Below are 24,883 nucleotides of genomic sequence, written 5' to 3'. Positions count from 1 at the left end.
CCGGCCGCCCTGATGTACGCGTGGTGGCGCAAGCCTGGCTCGACACAAGGAACTGAAATGGGGCTTCTGATTAACGGAAAATGGCACGATCAATGGTACGACAGCAGCAGCACGGGTGGCAGCTTCGTACGCAGCGATGCGCAGTTCCGTAACTGGATCACCCCGGACGGCAGCGCCGGCCCGACCGGCGCAGCGGGCTTCAGGGCCGAACCCGGCCGCTACCACCTGTATGTATCACTGGCCTGCCCCTGGGCCAGTCGCGTGCTGATCATCCGTGCGCTTAAAGGCCTGGACCAAATGATAGGCCTGTCCATCGTCCATCCTTATATGGGCGAGCACGGCTGGACCTTCGATCCGGCCCCAGGCGTGGTGGCCGATCCGGTAGGCAATGCGCGTTATATGTACGAGATCTATTTGCGCGCGCAATCCGATTACAGTGGCCGGGTAACCGTCCCCGTGCTGTGGGATCTTCAGCGCAACACCATCGTCAACAACGAGTCGTCCGAGATCATGCGCATGCTCAATTCAGCATTCGATGGTATCTGCGCACGCGAAGGCGATTACACGCCGGAAGAGCTGCTGCCCGAGATCGACGCAGTAAACTCCCGCATTTACGATGCGGTAAACAACGGTGTGTACAAGGCGGGTTTTGCGACCGAACAACAAGTTTATGAAAAAGAAGTCAGCAAGCTGTTTGCCTGCCTGGACGAGCTGGAAAACAGGCTGTCCAGGCAACGCTATCTGGTGGGCGATCGTATCACCGAAGCCGACTGGCGCCTGTTCACCACCCTGATACGCTTTGATTCGGTCTATCACGGTCACTTCAAATGCAATCTGAAGCGCCTGGTCGACTACCCCAACCTCTGGAGCTATACGCGCGAGCTGTATCAGTGGCCGGGTGTGGCTGCAACGGTTGATTTCGACCACATCAAACAGCACTACTATGGTAGCCACGCCACCATCAACCCTAATGGCATCGTGCCGTTGGGCCCCGTACTGAACCTGAATCAGCCATCCAGCCGGGCATTACCGGCTGCATGATAAAGCGCCGCCGCTTCAAACGGCGGCCGGCAGGATCTCAAGAACAAGCTCTTTGGGCCGGCATAAACGCGTGCCAAGCGGCGTGCGCACAAAAGGCCTGTTGATCAGAATGGGATGAGCCAGCATGGCATCAAGCAGCTGGTCGTCGCCGAGTTCGGGATCATCCAGGCCCAGTTCGGTATAGAGCGTTTCTTTCTGGCGTATGGCCTCGCGCGTGGTCAGGCCGGCTTGCCGGATCAGATCGACGAGCGTTGCGCGATCGGGCGGTGTTTGCAGGTACTCGATAACCAGAGGCTCAATTCCTGCCTCGCGGATCATGGCCAGCGTATTGCGCGACGTGCCGCATTTGGGATTGTGGTAGATAACGGTGGAATCCATGAGTATTCTTCCTGTTTGGCGGGCCCTGTGGCCCGCATACAATGATCAGACTGACAGCGCATTATATTGAAGGCTGCGTCGCACGCTTGCCACACCCTTTCTTGCTACATGTTTTTGTCACCAGTTCGTCACGTGCGCTTGCTGTAATGCTGGCATGATTAATCGCGTACCGGTGTATTCGAGTTGATACAAGCAAACGACACGGCCAGAAACTATAGAACAATCTGGATCTCCGATCTGCACCTGGGTACCGCTGGCTGTCAGGCTGCGGCCCTGCTGGAGTTCCTCAAACAGCATGAGTCCGAGACGCTGTATCTGGTGGGCGATATCATCGATGGCTGGCAGTTAAAGAAAAAATGGTACTGGCCACAATCACACAACGACGTGGTGCAGAAAATCCTGCGCAAGGCGCGCAAGGGTACCCGTGTGGTATATGTTCCCGGTAATCACGACTCCTTTGCCCGCCAGTACACCGGCGAGCATTTCGGCGGAATAGAAGTCCATCTGGAAGCCGAACACACCACACTCAAGGGTCAGTGCCTGCTGATCACCCATGGCGATCTGTTCGACGGTGTTATTCAGTATGCGCCCTGGCTCGCCTATCTGGGTGATAGGCTGTACAGCCTGGTGCTTGCGGGCAATGTGTGGTTCAACCGTGCCCGTGCCCACATGGGCCTGGGCTACTGGTCGCTTTCCCAATACCTGAAACACAAGGTCAAGGATGCGGTCTCATTCATCACTGCATTTGAGGATGCCTTGATTAAAGAAGCCAGGCGCCGTGGATTCGACGGAGTGGTGTGCGGCCATATCCACAAGGCGCAGATCCGCGAGGTGGACGGCATACTTTACTGCAACGACGGCGACTGGGTAGAGAGTCTGACCGCATTGGTCGAACATCTGGATGGCAGCCTGGAGATCATTACCTGGATACCTGAGGCCAGCCCCAAACCACGAAAAGCCCGGGCCCGACAGTCGGCACCAGCCCCGGCCACAACCCTGACACAGCAAGCTGTTCCCCCGAATGTGGAAACGGAAACCGTAGAAGGAGTCACGTCAAATTGAAGATAGTCATCGTTACGGATGCCTGGCGTCCGCAGGTCAATGGTGTGGTTCGCACGCTGACCCAGACAACCAATGAACTGACCCGCATGGGCCACGATGTCGACCTGCTGACGCCCTTGGAGTTTCGTACACTGCCCTGCCCGACCTACACTGAAATCCGCCTTTCGCTGTTGCCCGGCAGCAAGGTAAACGCCCGTCTTGAAGCCGCGGATGCCGATGCCTTGCACATTGCCACCGAAGGCCCGCTAGGCATGGCGGCCAGGGCTTACGCATTGCGCAACAAGCTACCTTTTACCACGGCTTACCACACCCGTTTCCCTGAATATGTACACGCACGTACCCGACTGCCACTGGGGCTGACTTATCGCTTCCTGCGCTGGTTCCACGGTCCGTCGAGTGCCGTCATGGTACCCACAGAAGTCGTCAGGCGTGATTTGCTGATCTATGGCTTTCCAGACCAGCAGGTCGTGCTCTGGTCTCGTGGCGTCGATCTGGACATTTTCAAGCCGGGCCCGGTTCTGCCACATCAGGAAAAACCGCCGGTATTCTTATGTGTAGGACGGGTTGCCGTCGAAAAGAATATCGAGGCTTTCCTCAAGCTGGATCTGCCGGGAACAAAGTGGGTGGCTGGCGACGGCCCTTTGCTCGCCGAACTCAAGACGCGCTATCCCGATGTGCGTTTCACGGGTGTGATGGACCAGAAAACCCTGGCCAGCCTGTATAACGCCGCCAACGTCTTTGTATTTCCCAGCCGCACCGATACTTTCGGCCTGGTACTGCTGGAAGCCATGGCCTGCGGCTGCCCGGTGGCAGCATATCCGGTGACCGGCCCCATTGATGTTCTGGGCGAGTCCGCCGCCGGCGTAATGGATGAGGATTTGCAATCGGCCTGCATGAGGGCGCTGGAAATTCCCCGTGAGCTAGCTCGCAGCCACGCCGAAAAGTTCTCATGGCGTGCCTGCACCGAGACATTCCTTTCACACCTGCATCCGATAGAACGCCCTGCCCGCACTGCCGGCCAGCAAGCGGAGGTTAAGCCACCGTTTGCGGCAAGGGGATGAATTCGCTGCTGTCGTGCTCGGGCAAGGCAATGCGACCGGCCAGCCAGTCGGCCTTGGCCTGCTCTATGCGTTCTTTGCGCGACGAGACAAAGTTCCACCATATATGGCGTGTACCCAGCGGTTCGCCGCCCAGCACCATCAGGCGGGCATTGCCCAGCGCTTTAAGCTCGGGAGCACCCCCGGGTGCGAATACCAGCATCTGACCTGCCTTATATCGTTGCCCCTCGTGCTCGACGAGGCCGCTGACAATATAAGCCGCTCGCTCCGGATGCTCGGCCGGAAGCGCCATGCGGGCATCAGACTGCAGCGCAACATCGGCGTAGAACAGGGGCGAGTGAGTTTTGGCGGGGCTACTCATGCCAAAGGCACTCCCGGCAATCAGGCGCCCCGACATGCCGTTCTCGCTGAATAACGGCAGTGCGTCGGACGCATAATGGTCAAAGGCCGGTGCATCTTCTTCATTGGCTTCGGGGACAGCTACCCATGCCTGTATGCCATCCATGCGACCACCCTGGGAACGCATGCCGTCAAATCGCTCGGAATGACTGATGCCCGAACCCGCCGTCATCCAGTTCAGCGCGCCAGGCAGAATATCCTGCTCTACGCCCAGGCTGTCCCGATGCGTCATCTGGCCCTCGAACAGGTAAGTGACTGTAGACAGGCCGATATGCGGGTGCGGCCGTACATCAATGCGCTGGGGGATCGGAGCAGGCAGATCATGTGGCCCCATGCGGTCAAAGAAAATGAAGGGCCCCACCATACGCCGTTGCCGGAACGGCAGCACGCGACCGACTTTGAATCCTCCGCCCAGGTCGTGCTCTCTGGTTTCGATGACAAGATCGTGCACAATGCCTCCGTGTTATGGTAAACCCCTACTGATTTGACGTGAATCAAGACTTTCCTGATTCTGATGAGGTTAAATAGCACTATAGTGCATGGAAACGCAGTGCACCCATACTTTCTATCCCAACTGGAGAACTCTTATGCTAGCAAAAGCCACTTTCGCCGCCCTTCTGTCCGTTATGACCCTGCCGGCCCTGGCTGCCCAGTGTGATATTACCGTCGAAGGCAACGACGCCATGCAGTTCAACACCAAGGAAATCGTTGTCGACAAAACTTGCACTGAGTTCACCATTAACCTGAAGCACACCGGACAACTGCCCAAGGCTGCAATGGGTCACAACGTTGTCATTACCAAAGAAGCCGACAAGCAAGGCGCCGCTACTGATGGCATGGCCGCTGGCCTGGATAACGACTATGTCAAACCCGACGATGCTCGCGTTATCGCCTACACACCGGTTATCGGTGGTGGTGAAAGCACATCGGTCAAGTTCGATGTAAGCAAGTTGGCAGCAGGCGAAAACTACGCTTTCTTCTGCTCCTTCCCCGGCCACTGGGCCGTCATGACCGGCACGCTGAAACTGTCCAGCTAAATATTGCCGGTACCCGGGCCCGCCTATGCCGGCCCTGCCAACTCAAAGGGCCCCAGTCGGGCCCTTCCGTGTTTGTATCACCATGCCTTAACCGGAGTCTTTACGATGCTGGAATTCGAAGTCAATGACATGACCTGCGGTCACTGCGTCAGCGCAATCACCAAAGCTGTGCAGGCAGCAGCGCCGCAGGCCCAACTGGACATAAAGCTTGATAGTCACCGCGTGCTGGTTAACGGCGCACCCGACGCAACGGTCATCGAGGCCGCCATACGGGAAGCCGGTTATTCGCCGGTGCGTGTGTAAAGCAACCCTGATATACAGCCGGTCAGGCGGTCATGCCGACAGCGTTCATGACCAGTCTGAGCAGATAGGCCACAAGCGCCAGCACGGCGATGCTGGCCGCCCAGATGCCCAGCAACCAGCCCAGGCGCCTGATCCACAGTCGTTTGAGGGTTGCCTGTTTCATCAATGATAGCCTTCACCAGAGACCACCTTGCCGCGAAACACGTAGTACGACCAGGCGGTGTACATCAGTATCATGGGTACGATCAATAACGCCCCTACCAGCGCAAAGCCCTGGCTTTGAGGCGGCGCAGATGCGTCCCAAATGGAAATGCCCGGCGGGATGATATTGGGCCAGATGCTGATGCCCAGGCCACTGTAACCCAGAAAAACAAGGGCCAGCGTCAGCAGGAAGGGACCGGCATGCGGCTCTTTTTGCAAGGAGCGCAGCAAATACCAGGCCGCCAGCACCACAAGCAAGGGCACCGGTGCAAACCAGAAAAGGTTCGGTAGCGTAAACCAGCGTTCGGCGATAGCGCTGTGTGTGAGCGGAGTCCAGATGCTGATTATGGCTATCACGCCCAGCAAAACCAGCGTCAGGGGCCTGGCCAGTTGCAGCATACGGTCGTGCAAGTCATCTTGCGTCTTGAAGATCAGCCAGGTGCACCCCAGCAGAGCATAGGCAACCAGCAGCCCAAGTCCTGTAAACAACGGGAAAGGCGCCACCCAGTCGAAGGGCCCACCTACATAGCTGCGGTCGACCACCTGCACACCATGCATGTATGCACCCAGCGTTACGCCCTGGAAAAAAGTGGCGGTGATCGATCCGAGAATAAAGGCTTTGTCCCACCAATGCCGGGTGCTGGCGTGCGCTTTGAAGCGGAACTCAAATGCAACCCCGCGGAAGATCAGGCCCAGCAGCATGAAGATCAGCGGCAGCATGAATGCACTGAGCACGACCGAATAAGCCAGCGGAAAGGCAGCAAGCAGCCCTGCACCACCCAGAACCAGCCAGGTCTCGTTGCCATCCCAGACTGGAGCGACAGTGTTCATCATGATGTCGCGATGTTCCTTGCCGGGCACGAAAGGAAACAATATGCCTATGCCCAGATCGAAGCCATCCATAATGACATACATCAGTACACCAAAAAGAATGATGATTGCCCATAACAAGGCCAGATCTATGCCCATCTCATTCATCCTTAACGTAGGTAGCGGGCTCAGCTGCGGCGTCGTCGCTGGCTGCCGAGATTGGCCTTGAAGGCGTGCGTGATTCACCAGGGCCGCCGGGAAGCGGCGGTTCGTGCTCGTCGGGCCCCTTGCGTATCAGACGCAGCATGTATATTGTGCCCGCTCCAAAAACCACGAAATACACAATAATGAACAGGACCAGCGCCAGCCCCACCTCGAAGGCACCGTGAGGGCTGACGGCATCGGACGTGCGCATCAGTCCGTACACAATCCAGGGTTGGCGGCCGATCTCGGTGGTATACCAGCCGGCCAGTATGGCAATCAGACCGCTCGGTCCCATCAACAGGGCAAATCGCCATAAGCGTGGAGACCGATAGAGCACACCACGGTATCTGGCCCAGGCAGCCCAGAATGCCAGGGCTATCATCAGCAAGGCCAGGCCAACCATGATACGGAACGACCAGAAGACAACCGTGGAATTGGGTCGGTCTTCTTTGGCAAACTCCCTCAGGCCCGGAAACTGGCCGTCCCAGCTATGCGTAAGAATCAGGCTGCCCAGGTGCGGGATCTCAAGCGCGAAGTGATTTTTCTCTTCCTCCATGTCGGGCCAGCCGAACAGCGTAAGGGGCACAGCCTGGCCCGGTGTATTCTCCCAATGCCCTTCTATGGCGGCTATCTTGGCCGGCTGATGCTTGAGCGTATTTTGTCCGTGAAAGTCACCGACCACAGCCTGGATAGGAGCTACGATCAGAATCATCCACATCGCCATCGACAGCATTTTTCGTATTGCCGGTGTATCGTTGCGTTTCAGCAGGTGCCAGCCTGCCGAGGCAGCAACCATCAGGGCAGTGGCCAGGAATGCTGCAATGACCATATGCACCAGGCGATACGGGAAAGATGGATTGAAAATCACGGCCAGCCAGTCAACAGGAACAACCTGATTGTTGATGATCTCGTAGCCGGCCGGCGTCTGCATCCAGCTGTTCGAGGCAAGTATCCAGGTGGCCGACATCAATGTGCCCAGCGCCACCATGATGGTGGAAAAGAAATGCAGCCCTGGCCCTACCCTGTTCCATCCGAACAGCATCACGCCCAGGAAGCCGGCCTCGAGAAAGAACGCGGTGAGCACTTCGTAGGCCAGCAGCGGCCCGGTGATACCGCCCGCGAAATCAGAAAAATAGCTCCAGTTGGTACCAAACTGGTAAGCCATGACCAGGCCGGATACGACACCCATGCCGAAGTTGACGGCAAATACCTTGATCCAGAAGTGGTATAGCTGCCGGTATACCTGTTGTCCGGTTTTTAGCCAGCAGCCTTCAAGCACGGCAAGATAGCTGGCCAGTCCGATAGTGATGGCGGGAAAAAGTATGTGGAAGGATATCGTGAACCCAAATTGAATACGGGCCAGCATCAATGCATCGATATCCATGTATGAGTCTCCGCTATACGGTTACGGGCCGGACCGGGATCGGGGCCAGCCGCCAAGTCACCAGAAAACACTGTACAGGATGGTAATGCCGACGTAAACCTCAGGCTCCAGTGCGGCGGGCATGGCATTTGCTGGTTGATGGCGTGCATCAATACAAGGAGATATCTATGTTACGCACGGTAAATAGTCTTAAAGGTTACGCCATCAGGGCCACCGACGATGAGCTGGGCAAGGTGAAGGAAGTTTATTTTGATGATGAGCGTTGGGGTGTGCGATATCTGGTCGTCGAGACCGGCACATGGCTATCCAGTCGTATCGTTCTGATCTCGCCCTACTCCATTACCGGTGTCGACGATCTGGGCGAATTGGTTCATGTGTCGCTGACACGTGAACAGGTGAAGAATAGCCCCGACATCGACACGCATAAACCCGTATCCCGTCTGCTTGAAGGTGAGTACTCGAGTTACTACGGCTTTGGCAATTATTGGGCCGGCCCCTATCTTTGGGGTACGAGCACCTATCCGGTCGGGCTGGATGTCGAGGCGGATCGGTCTGCCATAAATGAGCCGCCCGAAGTGATCGCGGCGCGCGCTGCAGAGCATCCAGAGGACGTACATCTGCGCAGCAGCAAGGATGTGAGTGGTTACCAGATTGCCGGAACAGACAGCGAAATCGGTCATGTCGAGGACTTCCTCTTCGATGACAAAGACTGGGCTGTTCGCTATCTGCTGGTTGATACCCGCAACTGGTGGCCGGGCGGCAAAAAGGTATTGCTGGGTAGCCAATGGATAGACAGCATCGACTGGAATGGATCTATGGTCCAGACGTCTCTTACACGGGATCAGATCAAGAACAGCCCCGAATATGACGAAGACGCTGCACTGGACCGCGACTACGAGTTACGTCTGCATCAGCATTACGACAAACCGGGCTACTGGGACTGAAGCCCGGCTTTCCTGCAGGCGATTAACGCTGTGGCGTCAGCAGCGATTCCATTTCCCGGCGTATCCGGTAAGCCGAGGTGGTGGTATCGATGTCGACGTCGGCCCAGCTGAGCGACTGGCCTTTGGCAACCGGTCGCACCACTTTGATTCCGTGCGCCAAGCCCAGTGGCAAACCGCCAAAGTCGACTGATTTGTGGGCGGGCAGCAGTTTGCCCCAAACCGTGTAACCGCCCTCGCCGTCCAGCATTTCTCCGGGCTTCAAGTCACGCTTTGCCGTGGCCACGACGTCGGCCTGCCAGCAAGTGGCCACCCCGGTTGCCTCTTTGCGCAATGCAACCGAAGCGACCGACATCCCGACTTCCAGGCCAATAAGATGCCAGCGTTTGTACAAGGTGAAATAACGGCCGCTGGGATCGGTGTGGGCGTTGTATTCTTCAAAGCAATGTTTGATGTAGTCGGTTTCCGCTTCGACCGTAACCCACACGCCCATGCGTATATCGTAAGGTATGCGGCGTCCGTCGGCCTCAAGCGATGAAACCACTTCAACCATGCCCTTGCCTTCGAGTACGCCGCCCTCGCTGACGGGGCGCGTCACGAAAGGTATGTCTTCAATACTGGCGGGTGGGTAAAGCAAGCCGTTGGACGGTACGCGCAAGCCGGTGGCATTGGCTACCGCAGAGCTTTCAATCGAGGGCTTGGAGCCATCGAGGAAGCTGTTGAACATTTTCGGATTCAGCCCGCCCCGCTCGGCTTGCTCGGGTGTCAGACCATAGTGGCCCCAGACGGTGTCCGGTGTGGACTCGGAAAAATGTGGCAGCCATTTATGCCCGCGCCCGGCTGCAACGACAGGAAACCCGCAAGTGCGTGCCCAGTCGACCAGATCGCAAATAAGCGCAGGCTGATCGCCGAAGGCCAGTGAATAGACCACACCGGCCTGGGCTGCCTTGCTGCCCAACAGCGGACCGCAAAACGCGTCGGCTTCCACAGTGACATTGACTACATGCTTGCCCTGCTCAAATGCAGCCAGGCAATGTTCAACGGCAGCGATGGGATTACCGGTGCATTCAACGATGACATCAATCTCTGGCAAATTAACCAGCGCCCGCCAGTCGTCGGTAATCCAGCTGGTGCCGTCATGCAAGGCCTCTTGGGCCGACGCTGCACCATATTGCCCGGGCTCCCAGCCAACCCGGGCCAGGTTGACGCGTGCTGCATCGGGAGAAAGATCTGCGATGCCCAGCAGGTGGACGCCGGGCGTGCGAGGGATCTGCGACAAATACATGGCACCGAACTTACCGGCCCCTATCAACCCTACGCGTATGGGCTTATTCTGGGCTGCGCGTTGCTGCAACTGGGCATAAAGACTCATCAATCCATCCTGTCGTGCAAAAAATGATTAGTGAATTCCGGAACGGGTAAAGCTTACTCGATTCCCAGGCATGCATCCATCAGCGCGTGAGCAGCACAACCCCGGCAACGATCACGGCACAGCCCAGTACGCGTGCGGGCGAAGCGCGTTCCTTGAGCAGAAAGAACCCGGCCAGTGTGGCGATCATCAGCGACATTTCACGGAGCGGCGCGACCAGACTGACATCTCCCCCCATTTGCAAGGCATACAGAACGAGAATATAGGCCAGCGGTGACAAGGCGCCGACGGCCAGGGCGTAGCCCCACTTGCCGCGCATCTGCTCCATCATGGATGACCGGCGTACCCATGCTCGAGGTGCCAGAATGACGGCATTACCCAGCGCCGACAACCAGTCCAGCACCACGGGCGCAACCAGCAATACCTTTACGCTGTACGCATCGGCCACGGTGTAGGCGGCAATGAACAAACCTATGAACACACCCCAGCGCACACCGGTCCAGGCTGCTGGCGTGGCAAAGCGGCGGATGTTCCCGTTGGACGCTATCAGCAAGATGCCCAGTACCACACTGAGTATGCCCAGCACGCCTGATGTGGAAGGCTGCTCACCAAGCCAGATGAAAGCAGCAAGGCTGGACAGTAACGGACCGGTGCCCCGCGCCATGGGATACACCACGGACAGGTCCGCTGCGTGATAACCCCATTGCAGGCAAAGGCTGTAGCCCAGATGCAGAAGGCTGGACAGGACTATGAAGAAAACGACGGCTGCGCTCCAGTTCATGCCGTCTGCCCAGAAAATATAGACGACCCAGGGCGCATACAGCAGCGCGGAAATCAGCCTGTATGCAAAGACAAAATGGCCTGCCGAGGCATTGGCTTTCTTCGAGATAAGGTTCCAGCTCGCATGCAAGGCGGCTGCACAGATTACCAGACCAAATATTTCAGGTGTCATACGTTCGGATATACGCTGCCGGGTTCCAGAACTCCTGAGCGCGGTTTATGATGAAAGCCGCAAAGCGTCTGCTCAAGATCACATTACTTGTCATGAAAATGACATATTAGCTGGTCCTGGCTGGATTGCGATGCGCCAGTCATAAAAGAAAACCCGTTTCACAACACTTGATCAAGGGCTGAATATGAAACTCCTGCACTCATCTCTGGCTCGAATGTTCATCATGCTGGCGTTTTCCTGCGCAGTACCAGGCATGGCATCGGCACAATTGAAGCCGGGCGATGCTGCGCCCGCCTTTACTTTGGCCGCAACACTGGCGGGCGAAGCCTTTGAGTTTTCCCTGGACAAGGCACTCGAACAGGGGCCGGTTGTATTGTATTTTTACCCGGCAGCGTTCACTCAGGGCTGTACCATAGAAGCCCACAATTTTGCCGAGGCAACCGACGAGTACAAGGCATACGGCGCAACTGTGCTGGGCGTTTCAGCCGACGACCTTGAGAAACTCAAGAAGTTTTCCGTCAGTGCCTGCCGCAGCAAATTTGCGGTTGCGGCCGACCCCGCCGCCAAAGTCATCCAGGCTTACGATGCGGGCATGTCCTTTCGCCCCAATATGGCCGGCCGCGTGTCCTATGTCATTACTCCCGATCACAAAATTTATTACGCGTTCAGCAGCAGCAATCCGGACGACCACGTACCCAACACCATGGCGGCCGTCAAACAATGGGCGTTAGATGCTAAAGTTAAGTGATCTTCATCCATACCGGCAAGGTCTAGCATGACATCGGTGTATGCCTTTTCCGCGGTTGCCATTGATGGCGAAACCATAGATTTTTCCGACTACCAAGGCAAAGTCCTGCTTATCGTAAACGTAGCGTCGGAATGCGGCTTTACGCCCCAATACAAGGGGCTGCAAACCTTGTTCGAAACCTATCGGGATCAAGGCTTGCTTGTGTTGGGATTCCCGTGCAATCAGTTTGGACGACAGGAACCGGGTGAACCCGCACAGATAGCCGGCTTCTGCACACAGCAATATGGTGTGACCTTTCCCCTATTTGAGAAAATCGACGTCAACGGCCCGGGTGCCCACCCTTTGTATACCTGGCTAAAAACCAGAAAATCAGGCGTGCTTGGCAGCCAGAGCATTAAATGGAACTTCACCAAGTTCCTGCTCGGGCGTGATGGTGAGGTCCTGCAGCGCTATGGCTCCACCACGAAACCCGAGGCCATGCGCCGTGACATTGAAAAAGCCCTGGAGCATTCATGATAGATTTGTATTACTGGACCACACCTAATGGCCACAAGATCACCCTCTTCCTGGAAGAAGCCGCCATCCCCTATACCCTGTTCCCCATCAATATTGGTAAAGGCGATCAGTTCGAGCCCGAATTTCTGAAGATCTCGCCCAACAATCGCATTCCGGCTATCGTCGATCATGCCCCCATCGACGGTGGTGATCCAATCCCGGTTTTCGAATCGGGCGCCATTTTGCTGTATCTGGCTGACAAAACCAAACAGTTTCTGCCGACCAGCCTGCGTGGTCGCAACGAGGCCTTGCAATGGTTGTTCTGGCAAATGGGTGGCCTGGGGCCCATGGCTGGCCAGAATCACCACTTCAATACTTACGCCCAGGAAAAAATCCCTTACGCCATCGATCGTTATGTGCGCGAGACCGGCCGTCTGTACGGAGTATTGAACAAACACCTGGCTGACCGGGAGTTCATTGCGCACGAGTACTCCATTGCCGACATGGCTTGCTACCCATGGATCGTTTCGCACCAGCGCCAGGAACAGGATTTGAATAATTTCCCTCATCTCAAGCGCTGGTTTGAAGCCATCGCACAGCGTCCCGCCACACGTCGCGCGTACGAGAAAGCAGAACAGATCAATACTGCGCCCTCTGTCAGCGACGATGCCTCCCGCAAACTGTTGTTCGGCCAGGACGCCAGCACCATCAAATAAAGGCCAGCATGTATTCACGTCCAGTCTTCCGATTCGCCCTGACCGCTGTTGCCTTGGGTGTACTGGCTGCTTGTACCAGCGGGCCTTCTGCGAATATTTCCAGAATACCTGTAGAAATCGGGGAGCAAACCAGCAAAGAGGGTTTGTTCACCCAGGAGTTCAAATGGGAACATACAAAACCGGGCTGCAAGGGCGAATGCCCGACGCTTGAGCTCAACTCGCTGGTGTTTCCGGGCGTCCCCAAGCTGACCGAGCTGGTCGATCACGCGCTGGCCATGATGACGGGAATCGGCACCAGCGGCCCTGCTCCTTATTTCACCATCAAGGAATACGAAGACTATTTCTGGAAAACAGCCGCCCCGCGGGATTCCACCGTCATGGTTGCCAAAGCCCGCTACCGGAATCGCTCCCTGACCGTAATCGAGCTGAACACCTGGCAGTATCAGACCGGCTCGGCGCACGGCATTTCGGCTACCCAATTCCTTAACTGGGACAATAACACCGGTAAAGTGCTGAGCTTGGACAGCATCCTGCGGCCCGGCCAATACGACGGATACGTTGCTGCGCTGAAACAGGCTCACGCCAACTGGCTTGCGTCGCACCCCGACGCCCAGCATGATCCGGAAACATTCAACCGGATGTGGCCATTCCAGGTCAGCGAGAACTTTGGATTCACTGATCAGGGTCTTGTCGTCAAGTACGACTCTTATCAGCTGGCCCCCTACTCCTCTGGTCAGCCCGAGCTCGTGCTGCCGTATTCTTCCTTGTCGGGAATATTGCGACCGGAATTCATGCCCGCACCCGCCTGACGGCGTCAGGCGGCCAGCAGCTCAGGGCTCGGGATTTTCGTTAAAGCGATCCAGGTCGAAATAACGTGACGTTGAATTATCTGAAGGCTTCTTGACGCTGGCTTGGGGTGCCGGCTTGCTTGCTTGCATAGTCTGACCGGCCCCGGTGCCACGCTGGCCGCTGCGTTCGGCCATCACCTTGGCGGACAGCGCGTCCAGCTTGCCTGCCAACGTATTATGGTTTTTCAGGCGTGCCCAAAATGCCGCATCATACTGCTGCGTCGTTTTCATCGTGACGTCTGCACCAACGTCAAGCAGATACTGGACCACGGGTTCGCTGCCGGCGTAAGCGGCCATCATGAGTGCGGTCGTTCCGTCCGGCCCGGGCGCGTTCACAATCGCTTTGTTCGCGACCAGCATCCTGACCGTCTCAAGGTGTCCCTTCGAGGCTGCATACTGCAAAGGAGTCCATCCCAGACGATTGACCAACGCCCCACGGTTGATCAGGTCTTGCGCACGCTGCGTTTCACCGGCTACAGCAAGGTACATCAGCGGAGTCTCACGATTGACGTTAATGGCGTTACGCACCGTCTTGGGATTGGCGGCAAGCAGGTCGTATACCTTCCAGGAGCCGTCCCGGATGGCCTGCATGATTGCAGGCTGGCCATCCGGGCTGATCGAGTTCGGATCAGCGCCACGACTCAATGCTTTCTTCACCTCGGACACACGGTCATTGGCAATATCGTTCCACCAGTTTGCAGGATTGGCGGCCAAGGCGGCACCCGACAGCACCAGGCCAGCGAGCAAACACAGAATCAGGCAATAAAATTGCCTTGTATCGATGATCCGGCTAGTGTGATGACTGGTCATGATTGCACCTACCTGAGAATTAAGTCTGGATAATTTACTTTGGATATTTAACTTTAAATAAATTACGTCTAATAAACTACTTTAAATAATTAATATTAGATTACCTGTCTATCTTATTGAATAATTTGAAGAAATTATCTGTTGTATGTTGTGCAATTTCAGCCAAAGTTACGCCCTTTAGCTCAGCAATTTTCTCTGCCACATGCATGACTTTAGAGGGATCATTGGTCTTTCCCCTGTGTGGCACTGGTGCCAGAAATGGTGAATCCGTCTCTATCAACAACCGGTCGAGCGGCATTTTCCGCGCCAGGTCCTGAAGGTCCTGGGCTTTTTTGAATGTCACTATTCCAGAGAGCGAAATATAGAAATTCAGTTCCATGGCAGCCTGGGCAACCTCCCAGGACTCGGTAAAACAATGCATGACGCCACCGATCTCGTCAGCGCCCTCTTCCTTCATGATACGCAAGGTATCCGCGCTGGCGGCACGGGTATGTATGATCAATGGCAGCCCGCTCTGCCTGCTGGCCCTGATATGAGTGCGGAATCGCTCACGTTGCCATTCCAGCGGCTCAGACAACCGAAAGTAGTCCAGTCCGGTTTCTCCGATCGCCACAACCTTGGGTTCCTGGGCCAATTCGCACAGCTGGTCCACGCCGGGTTCAGGCGTATCTTCATAATCGGGATGCACGCCTACCGAGGCGTACAGATGATCATGGGGCGCCACCAGGTCCATCAATCCGGGCCAGTCCGGCATGTTCACGCTTACCACCAGCGCATGGGTGACCTGGTTCTGAACCATACGATCCAGGATTTCCGGCAGGTTGTCCGCCAGCTCGGGAAAATTCAAATGACAATGGGAATCAACAAACATAATAGCTTCTAACGAAAATCCTTAAGTTGCCGGAGCACAAGCCAGCGCAACTCGTTGCAGGGTGCTGTGCACAAACAACTTGGCGTTCAAGGGATGGCCTGCTACCGCGCGCTGCTGGGCGAGCCATTTTGCCGTCTCGGCAAGACGAGCCGGAGACGCCCCGGCGGCGACAGCGGCAACCTGCTTCTCCAGCGCAGGAAAATAACGCAAAGATGCACCCGATGCGGCCAGCATCAAATCCAGGAAAGCCCGCTGCAAGGTGTCTATCCAGGCTTCGGGGGCCTGAGCCTCCAGTTGATCTGCCAATGCGCCAATATCAGCTGTACGGGCAGCGGCGAGGTCGCCCAATAATCGGGCCAGCCACTCAGGATACGGCTTGTCGCCAGACTGCGCCAGCTCTTGGGCCAGCAAGGGGGCGCCACCTGCGACCGCAAGCCATTGCTCCGCTTCGGACACGCCATGGGCCTGCAGCCATGGGAGGCTTTCGCCCGGCCCGGGCACCGAAAGCGGAAGGCGACGGCAACGCGATACCAGGGTAGGCAAAAGCCGGTCGGGCGCATCGGCCACCAGCAGGAAAATTGTATGCTCGGGCGGCTCTTCGAGCACTTTCAGCAAGGCATTTGCTGTAACGGCGTTCATGGCCCGAGCCGGATAAATGAGCGCTACACGCCAGCCTCCTCGGTGAGTTGCCGTGTTGAACCAGTTGTGCAGTGCCCTGAGTTGCTCGACTTTAATGTCTTTGGACGGCGTCTTCTTTGCGCCACCCGCTGGCGCGCTGTCGTCCGACACGGCACCGGCCTCGCCCTCTTCCAGTGCCATGGCTTCAGGGCGAATGCGCCGCATGTCGGGGTGACTGCCACTTTTCAGCCAGAGACAGGCCGCGCACTGGCCGCAGGCAAAACCACCCGCAGGCGATTCGCACAGCAGACTCGCTGCAGCCGCCAGCGCAAACTGACGTTTTCCTATGCCTGGGAGTCCGTGGATCAGCCAGGCATGTGCAAAGCGTTCACGTTGCCCCAGCCACGCTGCCGCCTGTTTTTCCTGCCATGGCAAAAAGGAAACGAAATCACTCATGGCCACCCTGCCCGTGCCTGATCAGTACTTGTCGAACCAGCTCCCGGATTTCGCCGCGCACTTGTTCGTAAGGCTGTGCGGCATCCACAATCGCAAAGCGCCCGGGTGCCAGCCTGGCCTGCTCTATATAGCCGTGCCTGGCGCGTTCGAGAAACGCCAGGTTTTCCTTCTCCATCCGGTCAAGTTCACTGCCTCTGGACGTCACTCTTTGCAGCCCAACTGCCGGATCCAGGTCAAGGATAATGGTGAAATCGGGCTTCAGCCCTGCGACCGCCATATCATTCAGACAGTTGATCAAATCAAGGTCCAGACCACGCGCATAATGCTGAAAACTGATGGTAGCCGAGTCAAAACGATCGGATACGACGATTTTTCCAGCCTCAAGGGCGGGGATGATCTTCTCGCGCACGTGCTGTGCACGGGCCGCGGCAAACAGCATCAACTCAGTTACGTCGCACATTTCGGCTGCAGAGTTGTCCAGCAGAATATCCCGGATCTTCTCGCCTATGGGTGTTCCACCAGGCTCCCGGGTCATTACTGCCTCGAGCCCCCGGGTGCTCAAATAAGCCTCGATATCACGCAAACAGGTGCCTTTTCCGGCGCCATTGCCTCCGTCGACCACTATCATGCAGCCCCTGCTCAATTTCGCCGCCCCAGAATGTATTTGGCAACTGCTCGATTGTGGGCAGCCAGATTGGGCGAAAACTCGCTGGTACCGTCGCCCCGCGAGACAAAATACAGAAATTTGTGCTCTTCGGGATGCAGTACCGCCAGCAGCGCCGCGCGCCCGGGGCTGGCAATCGGCGTAGGAGGCAGGCCGTTGCGCGTGTAGGTGTTCCAGGGCGTGTCGGTCGTGAGGTCTTTTTTACGGATCCTGCCCTGATAGGCATCGCCCATGCCATAGATCACGGTCGGATCCGTCTGCAGGGGCATGCCTAACCTGAGGCGGTTCACAAATACGCCTGCAACCCGGCTGCGATCGTTGCTGTGCCCGGTTTCCTTTTCCACTATCGAGGCCAGAATCAAGGCTTCGTAGGGCGTTTGCAGAGGTAAATCGGGGTCACGTTCGTTCCAGAGGCGCTCCAGCAACTGGTGCTGGGCATGATAGGCACGTCGCAGCACGTCAAAGTCAGATGTGCCGGGCGCAAATACATAGGTATCAGGAAAAAACAGCCCTTCGGTGCTGGACGATGACGCACCCAGGCGCTCCAGCAACTCTTCATCGCTGACACCTTCCAGGGTTTGTTTCACCTTGGGGTCGTCCCGCAAAGCCTGGCGGATGCGTTTGTAGGTCCACCCTTCCACCAGCGTCAGCCGTGTCTGAGTCATGTCGCCGTTGGCCATGCGTTCGAGCAATACCCGCGGCCCATCACCCTGAACGGCTTCATAAGCCCCGGCTTGCAGCTGTTTGTCCAGGCCCGTGAGCCTTGCCAGCAGGGCAAATGCGTCAGGATTGACCTGTATGCCTGCCTGATTCATAGTCCTTGCTATGGCACGTGGGCGGCTTCCCGGCTCAATCACGTAGTTGACCCGGTCTGCAGCCAGGTCAACGGGCCGCTCAGCCCAGTACCAGGCGCCGGCGCTGATGGCTGCGGCCGCCAGGGCCGTTGCCAGCAGCAGATACAAAATTATCAATTTGAGTTTTTTCATGAGCACCAGAGTGTAGCCCAGCCTATCTGGCGGCGCAGTAAATTGTCGTCAAATGGGCCACGGCAGCCAGAGCGCGGCACGTTTCATTAAAGCCCATTATCATAAACGCTGGTGTCCTGTTGAATTGAAGAGTTGTCAGTCATGAGTATTTCCCGTTATGTCGTTTCCCTGGCCGATTTGGCTGTCATTGAAATCACCGGCCCGGATGCCGTCACTTTTCTGCATGGCCAGCTTAGTCACGATATCGCCGGCCTGTCTCCGGGCCACGCCCACCTGGCCGGATTCTGCACGGCCAAAGGCCGTTTGCTGGGCACCATGGTGGTATGGCCGCTATCCGGCAGCGAAGTTCCCACCTTGCGTGCCTTGATCAAGGCCGATATCGCCGATGCGGTAGCCAAACGGCTTTCCATGTTTGTCCTCAGGGCCAAAGTAAAGATCAGCGTCACCAACCTGAGCGTGCTGGGCGTCGGTGCATCGACGGGCACCGCTGATGCAAATACCCCGGCCGGGTCGCAGGCCGGTTTGCTGGAGCAGGCCGCCGCCCTGCCCGAAGATCCTGCCCCATGGGCGGTCGTACATACCGAGGCCGGCGACTGGATCGCAGCAATCAGTGCCAAGGGCGCCAGCGCCAGATGGTGGCTGGTTACCGCAACCGACATGGCAACAGAACAGCCTTCACAAGCGGCACGCACCGCATGGCAGGCGCAAGATATTGCGGCCGGTTTGCCCTGGGTGCAGGCTGCGATACAAGACGTATTCATTCCCCAAACGCTGAACCTCGATCTGATCGACGGAGTCAGCTTCACCAAGGGCTGCTATCCAGGCCAGGAAGTCGTCGCCCGCAGCCACTATCGCGGCACCGTCAAGCGTCGCATGGCCTATGGGCTGATACACAATGGAACAGACCTGCAGGCCGAAACCTTGTCAGGCACCGACACTTTCGATGCCAACAACCCCCAGAATCCCGTCGGGCGGATCGTGAATGCCGCCAAAGCGGCGGCCGGCGATCAGAGCGACGGGCAATCAGCAAGCGATGCCGTGCACGTTCTGATGGAGGTGCAACTGGCGGACCTGGGCCAGGCCGATTTCCGCCTTGGCAGCGCCGAAGGCCCTGCGATAAACGTGCAGATGCTTCCCTACGACATCGTTACACCCTAGCCATGCTTACCGCATGCGGCGGCCCTTACTTTTTGTACAGGTTCAATATGCTGGAAAAATCCAGCCCGCCGCTACCCTGGGAGCTGTGCAGCGAATAAAGATTCCGTGCCAGCTCGCCCAAAGGAACCGAAGCACGCGAATTTAGCGCCGATTCAGCCGCCAGGCCCAGGTCCTTTAGCATGAGGTCTACACCAAAACCGCCGGCATAGTTCTTCGAGGCCGGCGCATGCTCCATCACTCCGGGCCAGGGGTTGTACAGTTCCGTCGCCCAGTTTCGCCCTGAGCTTTTCGCAATGATGTCGGACAGCACCTTGGGGTCGAGCCCATTGGCTGCGCCCAGGGCCAGCGCCTCGGATGTGCCTGCCATCAGGATACCCAGCAGCATGTTGTTGCAGATCTTGGCAACCTGACCCGCACCGGCGGCTCCGGCATGAAAAATGTTCTTGCCCATTTTTTCAAGATAGGGTCTGGCTGCTTCGAGGTCTTCGGCTTCGCCACCCACGATAAAGGTCAGCGTACCCGCCACCGCACCACCGGTGCCGCCGGAAACCGGTGCATCGATCATGCGTATGCCTTTGCCGCGTGCGGCATCGGCCACCTTGCGTGCGGATTCGGGGGCGATGGTGCTGCATTCAAGCACCAGCGTGCCTGCGGCGATGTGGTCAATCAAGGCCGGCTCACCCAGGTACACGCCTTCTACGTGCTTGCTGGCCGGCAACATGGTTACCACGACTTCGGCGTCTTTCACCGCCTCTTGAGCAGAAGCCACCGCTTTTGCGCCGGCATCGGCCGCTGCCTTGACTGCGGCGGCGGCCAGGTCAAAAACCACCAGATCATGCCCTGCCTTGATCAGGTTCAAGGCCATGGGACCGCCCATATTGCCTAAACCAATAAATGCGATACGACTCATTTTTTGTCTCCTTGGAAAATATTCCTGGTTCGATGATGTTATGTGGTGGCTTGACGGCCCAGATCGGCCAGCGGGTTTGCCTCGTGGGCAGGCCAGGGAATGGCAAAAAAGCGTTGCACCCAGGCGTCGGTGGCCGCATCGTGGGTTGCCGGCGACCATTTTGGTTGCTTGTCCTTGTCGATGATCAGGGCGCGTATGCCTTCCTGCAAGTCGCCATGCACGCCGCATTGCAGGCTGACGATATATTCCTGCCGGAAGACATCTGCCAGTGACATCAGTCGTACGCGACGCAGCAATTCGAAACTCAGCCGGGCAGAGCCGGGAGAGCCCGCCACAAACGTAGCTCCTGCCCTTTTCAGCCAGGGATCGTCGCTTTGGGCCAAGCCGGCGATGTTTTCACAAATGCGTGCAAAATCAGCACCATCGCAGGATTGCCTGATCAAATCATAATGGGTGCTCAATGGGCCCGGCTGTCCGGATCCGGTGCCCTGCAAGCCCAGCAGCACATTACGCAACAACACATCATTCTGAGTTCGCTCGGCCGACCATGACGATGTCTGGATGGCGGCAAGCAAGGCGTCCCATTCTTCTGCTGCCAGCGTGTAGTCTGCCAGGCCCAGCATCGTGCAGTCGGCCGCACCCAGTTGCGCACCGGTCAGGGCCAGAAACAGGCCTATCCCGCCTGGCAGGCGTGCCAGCATCCACGTACCGCCCACGTCGGGAAACAGGCCTATGGAGATTTCAGGCATGGCAAACCGCGTGGTTTGGGTAGCCACCCGATGGCTGGCGCCCATCATGAGACCTACCCCGCCACCCATGACAATACCGTTGCCCCAGCACAGCAAGGGCTTGGAGTAGGTATGAATATGGTAGTCAAGCCGGTATTCGACATCGAAGAACTCGCGCGCGTAGGTGTTGTCCCATGCCTGGCCGCTGCTGTTGTCCTTCATGCCCTGATAGATGCCGTGCAGATCGCCGCCGGCGCAAAAGGCCTTCTCGCCGGCACCGCGCAACAGCACGAGTGCAATTTGCGTATCATCTTCCCACTGCCGCAATTGGCTGGCCAGCAACTTGCACATATCGAGCGACAGGCCATTGAGCGTTTGTGGCGCATTCAGCGTGGCGACTGCTACCTTGCGGCCATCGGCCGTATCCAATTCTTCGAACAAGACCGGGGAATTCATCGGATGTCTGCTCCTTTTTCCAGTAGTTGCCGCGCCACGATGACGCGCATGATTTCATTTGTGCCTTCGAGTATTTGGTGTACCCGCGTATCGCGCACTAGCCGCTCCAGCGGGTAGTCTTTCAGGTAACCATAACCCCCATGGATCTGTTGGGCATCAAGGCAGGCCTGAAAGCACAGGTCGGTTGCCAGACGTTTGGCCATGGCGCAATAAGACGATGCATTGGGATCCTGCATATCAAGCTTGGCTGCCGCCAGGCGTACCATCTGGCGTGATGCGACGATATGCGTAAGCATGTCGACCAGCTTGAACTGCAAGGCCTGGAAATCAGCCAATGCCTTGCCGAACTGCTTGCGTTCACCCATGTAGTTGCGGGCGGTTTCGTAGGCACCCTGGGCCGCGCCAACCGAGCAGGTGGCAATATTGATACGCCCGCCATCCAGCCCCTTCATGGCAAACTTGAAACCCTCCCCTTCGCTTCCCAGCAAGTTCTCGGCGGGCACCTCGGCGTTATCGAAAGTGATGGGACGAGTGGACTGACTGTTCCAGCCCATCTTGTCTTCCTTACGCCCGTAGGTGATGCCGGGTGTGTCGGCCGGTACGGCAAAAGCGGAAATGCCGCGGGGCCCGTTATCGCCCGTGCGCGCCATGACCACCAGCATGTCGGTGTCACCGGCACCGGAAATAAACGCCTTGGCGCCGTTCAGCACATAGGCGGCGCCCTTCTTCTCGGCACGGGTCGACAGTGAGGCGGCATCGGAGCCCGAGCCCGGTTCGGTCAGGCAGTAAGACGCGAGCTTTTCACCCGTGGCCAATTGTGGCCCCCAGGTATCACGCAGCGAATCGCTCGCCCATGAGCCTATCATCCAAGTAGCCATATTGTGTATGGTCAGGAAGGCAGTTGTGGATGGGTCGTAGGCGGCCATTTCCTCGAAGACCAGTGTTGCGTCAAGGCGCGGCAGGCCCAGCCCGCCTATGGTTTCAGGAGCGTAAATGGCGCAGAAACCCAATTCGCCGGCGCGTGCAAAGGCATCGCGCGGGAAAATGCCTTCGGCATCCCAGTGAGCGGCGTTCGGGGCCAGTTCGCCCTCGGCAAAATCACGCGCGGCTTGTGCAAAAGCCTGCTGCTCGTCGCTAAGACGAAATTCCATATGTTGTCTCCATTCTGCAATTCGATTTGTTCAGTCAGACTATAAGTCTTATCCGTTACCCCTGAAACCATAGCGCCTTGTCATTATTATTATTGTCATGTGCGTGACAATCGCTTGGTCATGAACGCCTTGCGGTGCTGCGCCCGTCGCCGGCGGGACTCCATGGGGTCAAAATTCAAGGGCCGGTATATTTCGACACGGTCTCCCGGGGCCAGTTGGCGATCGAGCGTGCAGGTCTGCCCGTATATGCCGACAGCCAGTACAGCTTGCGGATAGTCTGGATTGCTGCGTGCGAAACCGCTGGCATCAATAGCCTGCCCTACCGTGCTGCCTGCCGGTAATGTCAGCCTGGCCTGCCACACGGAACCCGCCTGCGCATAGACCACCTGAACATCAATATCAGTGCCCATAAACGGCCTGCGCACGTTGCGTGAAGGAGTCGATGAAGCTGCTGGCAATACGATTGAATATGGGGCCGACCACGGCCTCGAGGGCACGGCTGGAAAAGGCATATTCCATGGTGTAGACCACCTTGCAGGCGTCTGGAGCCAAGGCCTGGAACGCCCAGGTGCCGGTCAGCATCGAAAATGGGCCGTCGACCAGATGTATGGTGATGAGCTCGGGATACTGATGCTCGTTGCGGGTGGTGAAGGTTTGCCGGATGCCGGCAATATTGATGGTGACAGAAGCCTCCATTCCATTTTCATCGTGCTTGTGCACGGTGGTACCACCACACCAGGGCATGAATTCAGGATACTTGGCCACATCGGCCACCAGATCGAACATTTGTGCACTGCTATGCGGGACGAGAACAGAACGCTGTACTTTATGCATCGAAAGTCGTTAATGGATAGAATGTATGGATTTTACAGTCTACAGCCATATTGTGATTCATGAGCATTGTCGATAACCGCAAAGCAACGCACGATTACTTCATCGAAGAACGCTACGAAGCGGGTCTTGTGCTGGAAGGATGGGAAGTAAAAGCAATACGTGCCGGGCATGTGCAGCTGAAGGAAAGCTACGTTATCGTACGAGACGGCGAGATCTGGATCATCAATATGCACGTCAGCCCCTTGCCTACCGCTTCCACGCATATCCATCCTAATTCCACCCGTACGCGCAAGCTGCTGCTCAAGGCGGAAGAAATCAGCAAACTGATAGGCAAGGTGGAACAGCGCGGCTATACGCTTGTACCGCTGAACCTGCACTACAAGAACGGGCGCATCAAGCTTGATATCGGGCTGGGACGCGGCAAGAAAATGCACGACAAGCGCAACACTGCACGCGATAAAGACTGGCAGCGGGAAAAAGAACGCATCATGAAGCACGACACCCGCAACCGAAAGGGTGACTAGAACGCATTTGCGGGGCCGGCGCCGCCACGCTCCTATGCCAGGGTGAAACCTTCCAGCTCCAGCAGGGCGAATTTGCGCTCAAGCCCGCCGGTATAGCCGTTCAGGCGCCCGCTGCCGGCCAGCACCCTGTGGCAAGGCACGATAATGCTGACGGGATTGCGCCCCACAGCCGTTCCCACCGGACGCCCATGCTGCGCCGTCAGGCCTGCCGACAGGGCGACATCGCCGTAAGAAACATATTCACCGTAAGGAATGGCAAGCAGTGCCTCCCAGACCTTGATCTGGAAGTCGGTTCCATGCAGATGCAAGGGAACGCCAAATACCCTGCGATCCCCGTTGAAGTATTCCTGCAGCTCAGCCAGGGTTTGCTGAAACACACTCAGGGCGCCGGCGGGCGTGTCGGGCTGCATGACGACCAGGCACTGCTGCGCATCCCACGCCGCCCCTGGGCCGCCACCGGCCGGGCCGGTGGTGTTCTGGTCTTCATTATCGAAGAGATCGGCTTGAACCGCTTTCTTGTACGCCTTGAAGTCTTTGATGGCTGCGCCCGCCATCATGCCTGCCGTCGGATCAGCCTTGCCCGCTTTCACGGGCGCCAAGCCATCGACCGGCGGCCGATCCTTCTGGTCGTCGAAGTACAGGCCGTCAAGATGCGTGCCGTTTGAGCTGAGCAACATAGCGCCCAAAGGCGAATTCAGCCGCGCATAAAATCTCATTCTCGCTACTCCTTGCCACACTGCAAGGCCTGATTGTAGTGCGCCGGCGCGACGG

At 57.3% G+C, this 24,883-nt stretch carries 30 protein-coding genes; 12 read left to right on the top strand and 18 right to left on the bottom strand.

Translation table 11 applies throughout. The annotated features are described in order from the left end of the window. The first annotated feature begins 57 nt into the window (after positions 1-57). Positions 58-1,041: a glutathione S-transferase family protein gene (locus tag LKR43_RS04365; protein WP_227682639.1), complete on the top strand. Its 984-nt coding sequence runs from the start codon at positions 58-60 to the stop codon at positions 1,039-1,041. Between the two features lie 15 nt (positions 1,042-1,056). Here the strand turns inward: LKR43_RS04365 and arsC are convergent, their stop codons facing one another. Beyond that, complete coding sequence (gene arsC / locus LKR43_RS04360; protein ID WP_227682638.1) at positions 1,057-1,419, bottom strand: arsenate reductase (glutaredoxin); 363 nt, start codon at positions 1,417-1,419, stop codon at positions 1,057-1,059. Positions 1,420-1,602: 183 nt separating this feature from the next. On the opposite strand from arsC, the gene LKR43_RS04355 reads away from it, so the two are divergent. Together LKR43_RS04355 and LKR43_RS04350 are read left to right on the top strand one after the other, a co-directional pair. Continuing rightward, positions 1,603-2,481, top strand: coding sequence for a UDP-2,3-diacylglucosamine diphosphatase (locus tag LKR43_RS04355; RefSeq protein WP_227682637.1), 879 nt, complete (start codon positions 1,603-1,605; stop codon positions 2,479-2,481). Further along, complete coding sequence (locus tag LKR43_RS04350; protein ID WP_227682636.1) at positions 2,478-3,542, top strand: glycosyltransferase family 1 protein; 1,065 nt, start codon at positions 2,478-2,480, stop codon at positions 3,540-3,542. Before LKR43_RS04355 ends, LKR43_RS04350 begins: the two co-directional genes overlap by 4 nt. Here the strand turns inward: LKR43_RS04350 and LKR43_RS04345 are convergent. Continuing rightward, positions 3,514-4,389 (bottom strand): pirin family protein, encoded by an 876-nt coding sequence (locus LKR43_RS04345; RefSeq protein WP_227682635.1) that lies wholly within the window; start codon positions 4,387-4,389, stop codon positions 3,514-3,516. The genes LKR43_RS04350 and LKR43_RS04345 overlap by 29 nt on opposite strands. Positions 4,390-4,525: 136 nt before the next feature. Here LKR43_RS04345 and azu point away from each other — a divergent pair, with 136 nt between their 5' ends. Both azu and LKR43_RS04335 read left to right on the top strand, forming a co-directional pair. Beyond that, entirely contained in the window at positions 4,526-4,975 is a 450-nt protein-coding gene (gene azu / locus LKR43_RS04340) for an azurin (protein WP_227682634.1), read from the top strand. Positions 4,976-5,080: 105 nt separating this feature from the next. After that, the gene (locus tag LKR43_RS04335) at positions 5,081-5,278 is read left to right on the top strand and encodes a heavy-metal-associated domain-containing protein (RefSeq protein WP_227682633.1); all 198 of its coding nucleotides are present in this window, start codon (positions 5,081-5,083) and stop codon (positions 5,276-5,278) included. Between the two features lie 22 nt (positions 5,279-5,300). On the opposite strand, the gene LKR43_RS04330 is transcribed toward LKR43_RS04335, so the two are convergent. From LKR43_RS04330 to LKR43_RS04320, 3 genes are read right to left on the bottom strand one after another with little or no spacing between them, the layout of a single operon-like run. Then, complete coding sequence (locus tag LKR43_RS04330) at positions 5,301-5,441, bottom strand: DUF2474 domain-containing protein (RefSeq protein WP_227682632.1); 141 nt, start codon at positions 5,439-5,441, stop codon at positions 5,301-5,303. Continuing rightward, positions 5,441-6,448: a cytochrome d ubiquinol oxidase subunit II gene (gene cydB, locus LKR43_RS04325; RefSeq protein ID WP_227682631.1), complete on the bottom strand. Its 1,008-nt coding sequence runs from the start codon at positions 6,446-6,448 to the stop codon at positions 5,441-5,443. Before cydB ends, LKR43_RS04330 begins: the two co-directional genes overlap by 1 nt. 1 nt (position 6,449) lies before the next feature. After that, positions 6,450-7,877, bottom strand: coding sequence for a cytochrome ubiquinol oxidase subunit I (locus tag LKR43_RS04320; RefSeq protein WP_227682630.1), 1,428 nt, complete (start codon positions 7,875-7,877; stop codon positions 6,450-6,452). Positions 7,878-8,044: 167 nt separating this feature from the next. On the opposite strand from LKR43_RS04320, the gene LKR43_RS04315 reads away from it, so the two are divergent. Next, a complete protein-coding gene (locus LKR43_RS04315) occupies positions 8,045-8,821 on the top strand; it encodes a PRC-barrel domain-containing protein (RefSeq protein WP_227682629.1) in 777 nt (258 codons plus the stop codon). A 22-nt stretch (positions 8,822-8,843) separates the two neighbouring features. On the opposite strand, the gene LKR43_RS04310 is transcribed toward LKR43_RS04315, so the two are convergent. Next, entirely contained in the window at positions 8,844-10,190 is a 1,347-nt protein-coding gene (locus tag LKR43_RS04310; RefSeq protein ID WP_227682628.1) for an NAD(P)H-dependent oxidoreductase, read from the bottom strand. A gap of 79 nt (positions 10,191-10,269) precedes the next feature. Next, positions 10,270-11,139: a DMT family transporter gene (locus LKR43_RS04305; protein ID WP_227682627.1), complete on the bottom strand. Its 870-nt coding sequence runs from the start codon at positions 11,137-11,139 to the stop codon at positions 10,270-10,272. Between the two features lie 178 nt (positions 11,140-11,317). Between LKR43_RS04305 and LKR43_RS04300 the strand changes: the two genes are divergently transcribed. The 4 genes from LKR43_RS04300 to LKR43_RS04285 are packed head-to-tail and all read left to right on the top strand — an operon-like array spanning position 11,318 to position 13,907. Continuing rightward, the gene (locus LKR43_RS04300) at positions 11,318-11,887 is read left to right on the top strand and encodes a peroxiredoxin (RefSeq protein ID WP_370632067.1); all 570 of its coding nucleotides are present in this window, start codon (positions 11,318-11,320) and stop codon (positions 11,885-11,887) included. Between the two features lie 27 nt (positions 11,888-11,914). Further along, positions 11,915-12,403 (top strand): glutathione peroxidase, encoded by a 489-nt coding sequence (locus LKR43_RS04295; RefSeq protein ID WP_227682626.1) that lies wholly within the window; start codon positions 11,915-11,917, stop codon positions 12,401-12,403. Further along, positions 12,400-13,098, top strand: a complete 699-nt coding sequence (locus LKR43_RS04290; protein WP_227682625.1) for a glutathione binding-like protein — start codon at positions 12,400-12,402, stop codon at positions 13,096-13,098. The genes LKR43_RS04295 and LKR43_RS04290 overlap by 4 nt, the downstream gene beginning before the upstream one ends. 8 nt (positions 13,099-13,106) lie before the next feature. Further along, complete coding sequence (locus tag LKR43_RS04285) at positions 13,107-13,907, top strand: RsiV family protein (RefSeq protein WP_227682624.1); 801 nt, start codon at positions 13,107-13,109, stop codon at positions 13,905-13,907. Between the two features lie 21 nt (positions 13,908-13,928). Here the strand turns inward: LKR43_RS04285 and LKR43_RS04280 are convergent, their stop codons facing one another. The 5 genes from LKR43_RS04280 to mltG form a co-directional block, all read right to left on the bottom strand. Next, entirely contained in the window at positions 13,929-14,756 is an 828-nt protein-coding gene (locus LKR43_RS04280) for an ankyrin repeat domain-containing protein (RefSeq protein ID WP_227682623.1), read from the bottom strand. A gap of 100 nt (positions 14,757-14,856) precedes the next feature. Beyond that, on the bottom strand, positions 14,857-15,627 hold the full coding sequence (locus tag LKR43_RS04275; protein WP_227682622.1) for a TatD family hydrolase: 771 nt from the start codon (positions 15,625-15,627) through the stop codon (positions 14,857-14,859). 21 nt (positions 15,628-15,648) lie between these two features. Beyond that, entirely contained in the window at positions 15,649-16,701 is a 1,053-nt protein-coding gene (gene holB / locus LKR43_RS04270) for a DNA polymerase III subunit delta' (RefSeq protein ID WP_227682621.1), read from the bottom strand. Continuing rightward, positions 16,694-17,329, bottom strand: a complete 636-nt coding sequence (tmk, locus tag LKR43_RS04265) for a dTMP kinase (protein ID WP_227682620.1) — start codon at positions 17,327-17,329, stop codon at positions 16,694-16,696. Before tmk ends, holB begins: the two co-directional genes overlap by 8 nt. Positions 17,330-17,340: 11 nt before the next feature. Continuing rightward, positions 17,341-18,351, bottom strand: coding sequence for an endolytic transglycosylase MltG (mltG, locus tag LKR43_RS04260; RefSeq protein ID WP_227682619.1), 1,011 nt, complete (start codon positions 18,349-18,351; stop codon positions 17,341-17,343). Between the two features lie 141 nt (positions 18,352-18,492). On the opposite strand from mltG, the gene LKR43_RS04255 reads away from it, so the two are divergent. Further along, positions 18,493-19,509 carry a folate-binding protein YgfZ gene (locus LKR43_RS04255; RefSeq protein ID WP_227682618.1) on the top strand — a complete coding sequence of 339 codons (1,017 nt, stop codon included), beginning with the start codon at positions 18,493-18,495 and terminating at the stop codon, positions 19,507-19,509. A 25-nt stretch (positions 19,510-19,534) separates the two neighbouring features. On the opposite strand, the gene mmsB is transcribed toward LKR43_RS04255, so the two are convergent. From mmsB to LKR43_RS04230, 5 genes are all read right to left on the bottom strand, one after another. Beyond that, positions 19,535-20,419, bottom strand: coding sequence for a 3-hydroxyisobutyrate dehydrogenase (gene mmsB, locus LKR43_RS04250; RefSeq protein WP_227682617.1), 885 nt, complete (start codon positions 20,417-20,419; stop codon positions 19,535-19,537). A gap of 38 nt (positions 20,420-20,457) precedes the next feature. Next, on the bottom strand, positions 20,458-21,603 hold the full coding sequence (locus tag LKR43_RS04245; protein WP_227682616.1) for an enoyl-CoA hydratase/isomerase family protein: 1,146 nt from the start codon (positions 21,601-21,603) through the stop codon (positions 20,458-20,460). Then, positions 21,600-22,754 (bottom strand): acyl-CoA dehydrogenase family protein, encoded by a 1,155-nt coding sequence (locus LKR43_RS04240; protein ID WP_227682615.1) that lies wholly within the window; start codon positions 22,752-22,754, stop codon positions 21,600-21,602. The genes LKR43_RS04245 and LKR43_RS04240 overlap by 4 nt, the downstream gene beginning before the upstream one ends. A gap of 95 nt (positions 22,755-22,849) precedes the next feature. Then, positions 22,850-23,164 (bottom strand): RnfH family protein, encoded by a 315-nt coding sequence (locus LKR43_RS04235; RefSeq protein ID WP_227682614.1) that lies wholly within the window; start codon positions 23,162-23,164, stop codon positions 22,850-22,852. Continuing rightward, positions 23,154-23,588: a type II toxin-antitoxin system RatA family toxin gene (locus LKR43_RS04230; protein ID WP_227682613.1), complete on the bottom strand. Its 435-nt coding sequence runs from the start codon at positions 23,586-23,588 to the stop codon at positions 23,154-23,156. Before LKR43_RS04230 ends, LKR43_RS04235 begins: the two co-directional genes overlap by 11 nt. Before the next feature lie 59 nt (positions 23,589-23,647). Between LKR43_RS04230 and smpB the strand changes: the two genes are divergently transcribed. Then, a complete protein-coding gene (gene smpB / locus LKR43_RS04225) occupies positions 23,648-24,112 on the top strand; it encodes an SsrA-binding protein SmpB (RefSeq protein WP_227682612.1) in 465 nt (154 codons plus the stop codon). 32 nt (positions 24,113-24,144) lie between these two features. Here smpB and LKR43_RS16275 read toward each other — a convergent pair whose 3' ends face one another. Further along, a complete protein-coding gene (locus LKR43_RS16275) occupies positions 24,145-24,828 on the bottom strand; it encodes a methylated-DNA--[protein]-cysteine S-methyltransferase (RefSeq protein ID WP_370632060.1) in 684 nt (227 codons plus the stop codon). Positions 24,829-24,883: the final 55 nt, after the last annotated feature.

The organism is Pusillimonas sp. MFBS29 (assembly GCF_020687695.1).
Taxonomy (GTDB): Bacteria; Pseudomonadota; Gammaproteobacteria; order Burkholderiales; family Burkholderiaceae_B; genus Pusillimonas_C.
The sequence above is the reverse complement of the archived record's forward strand: the minus strand, read 5'-3'. Positions and strand labels throughout refer to the sequence as shown.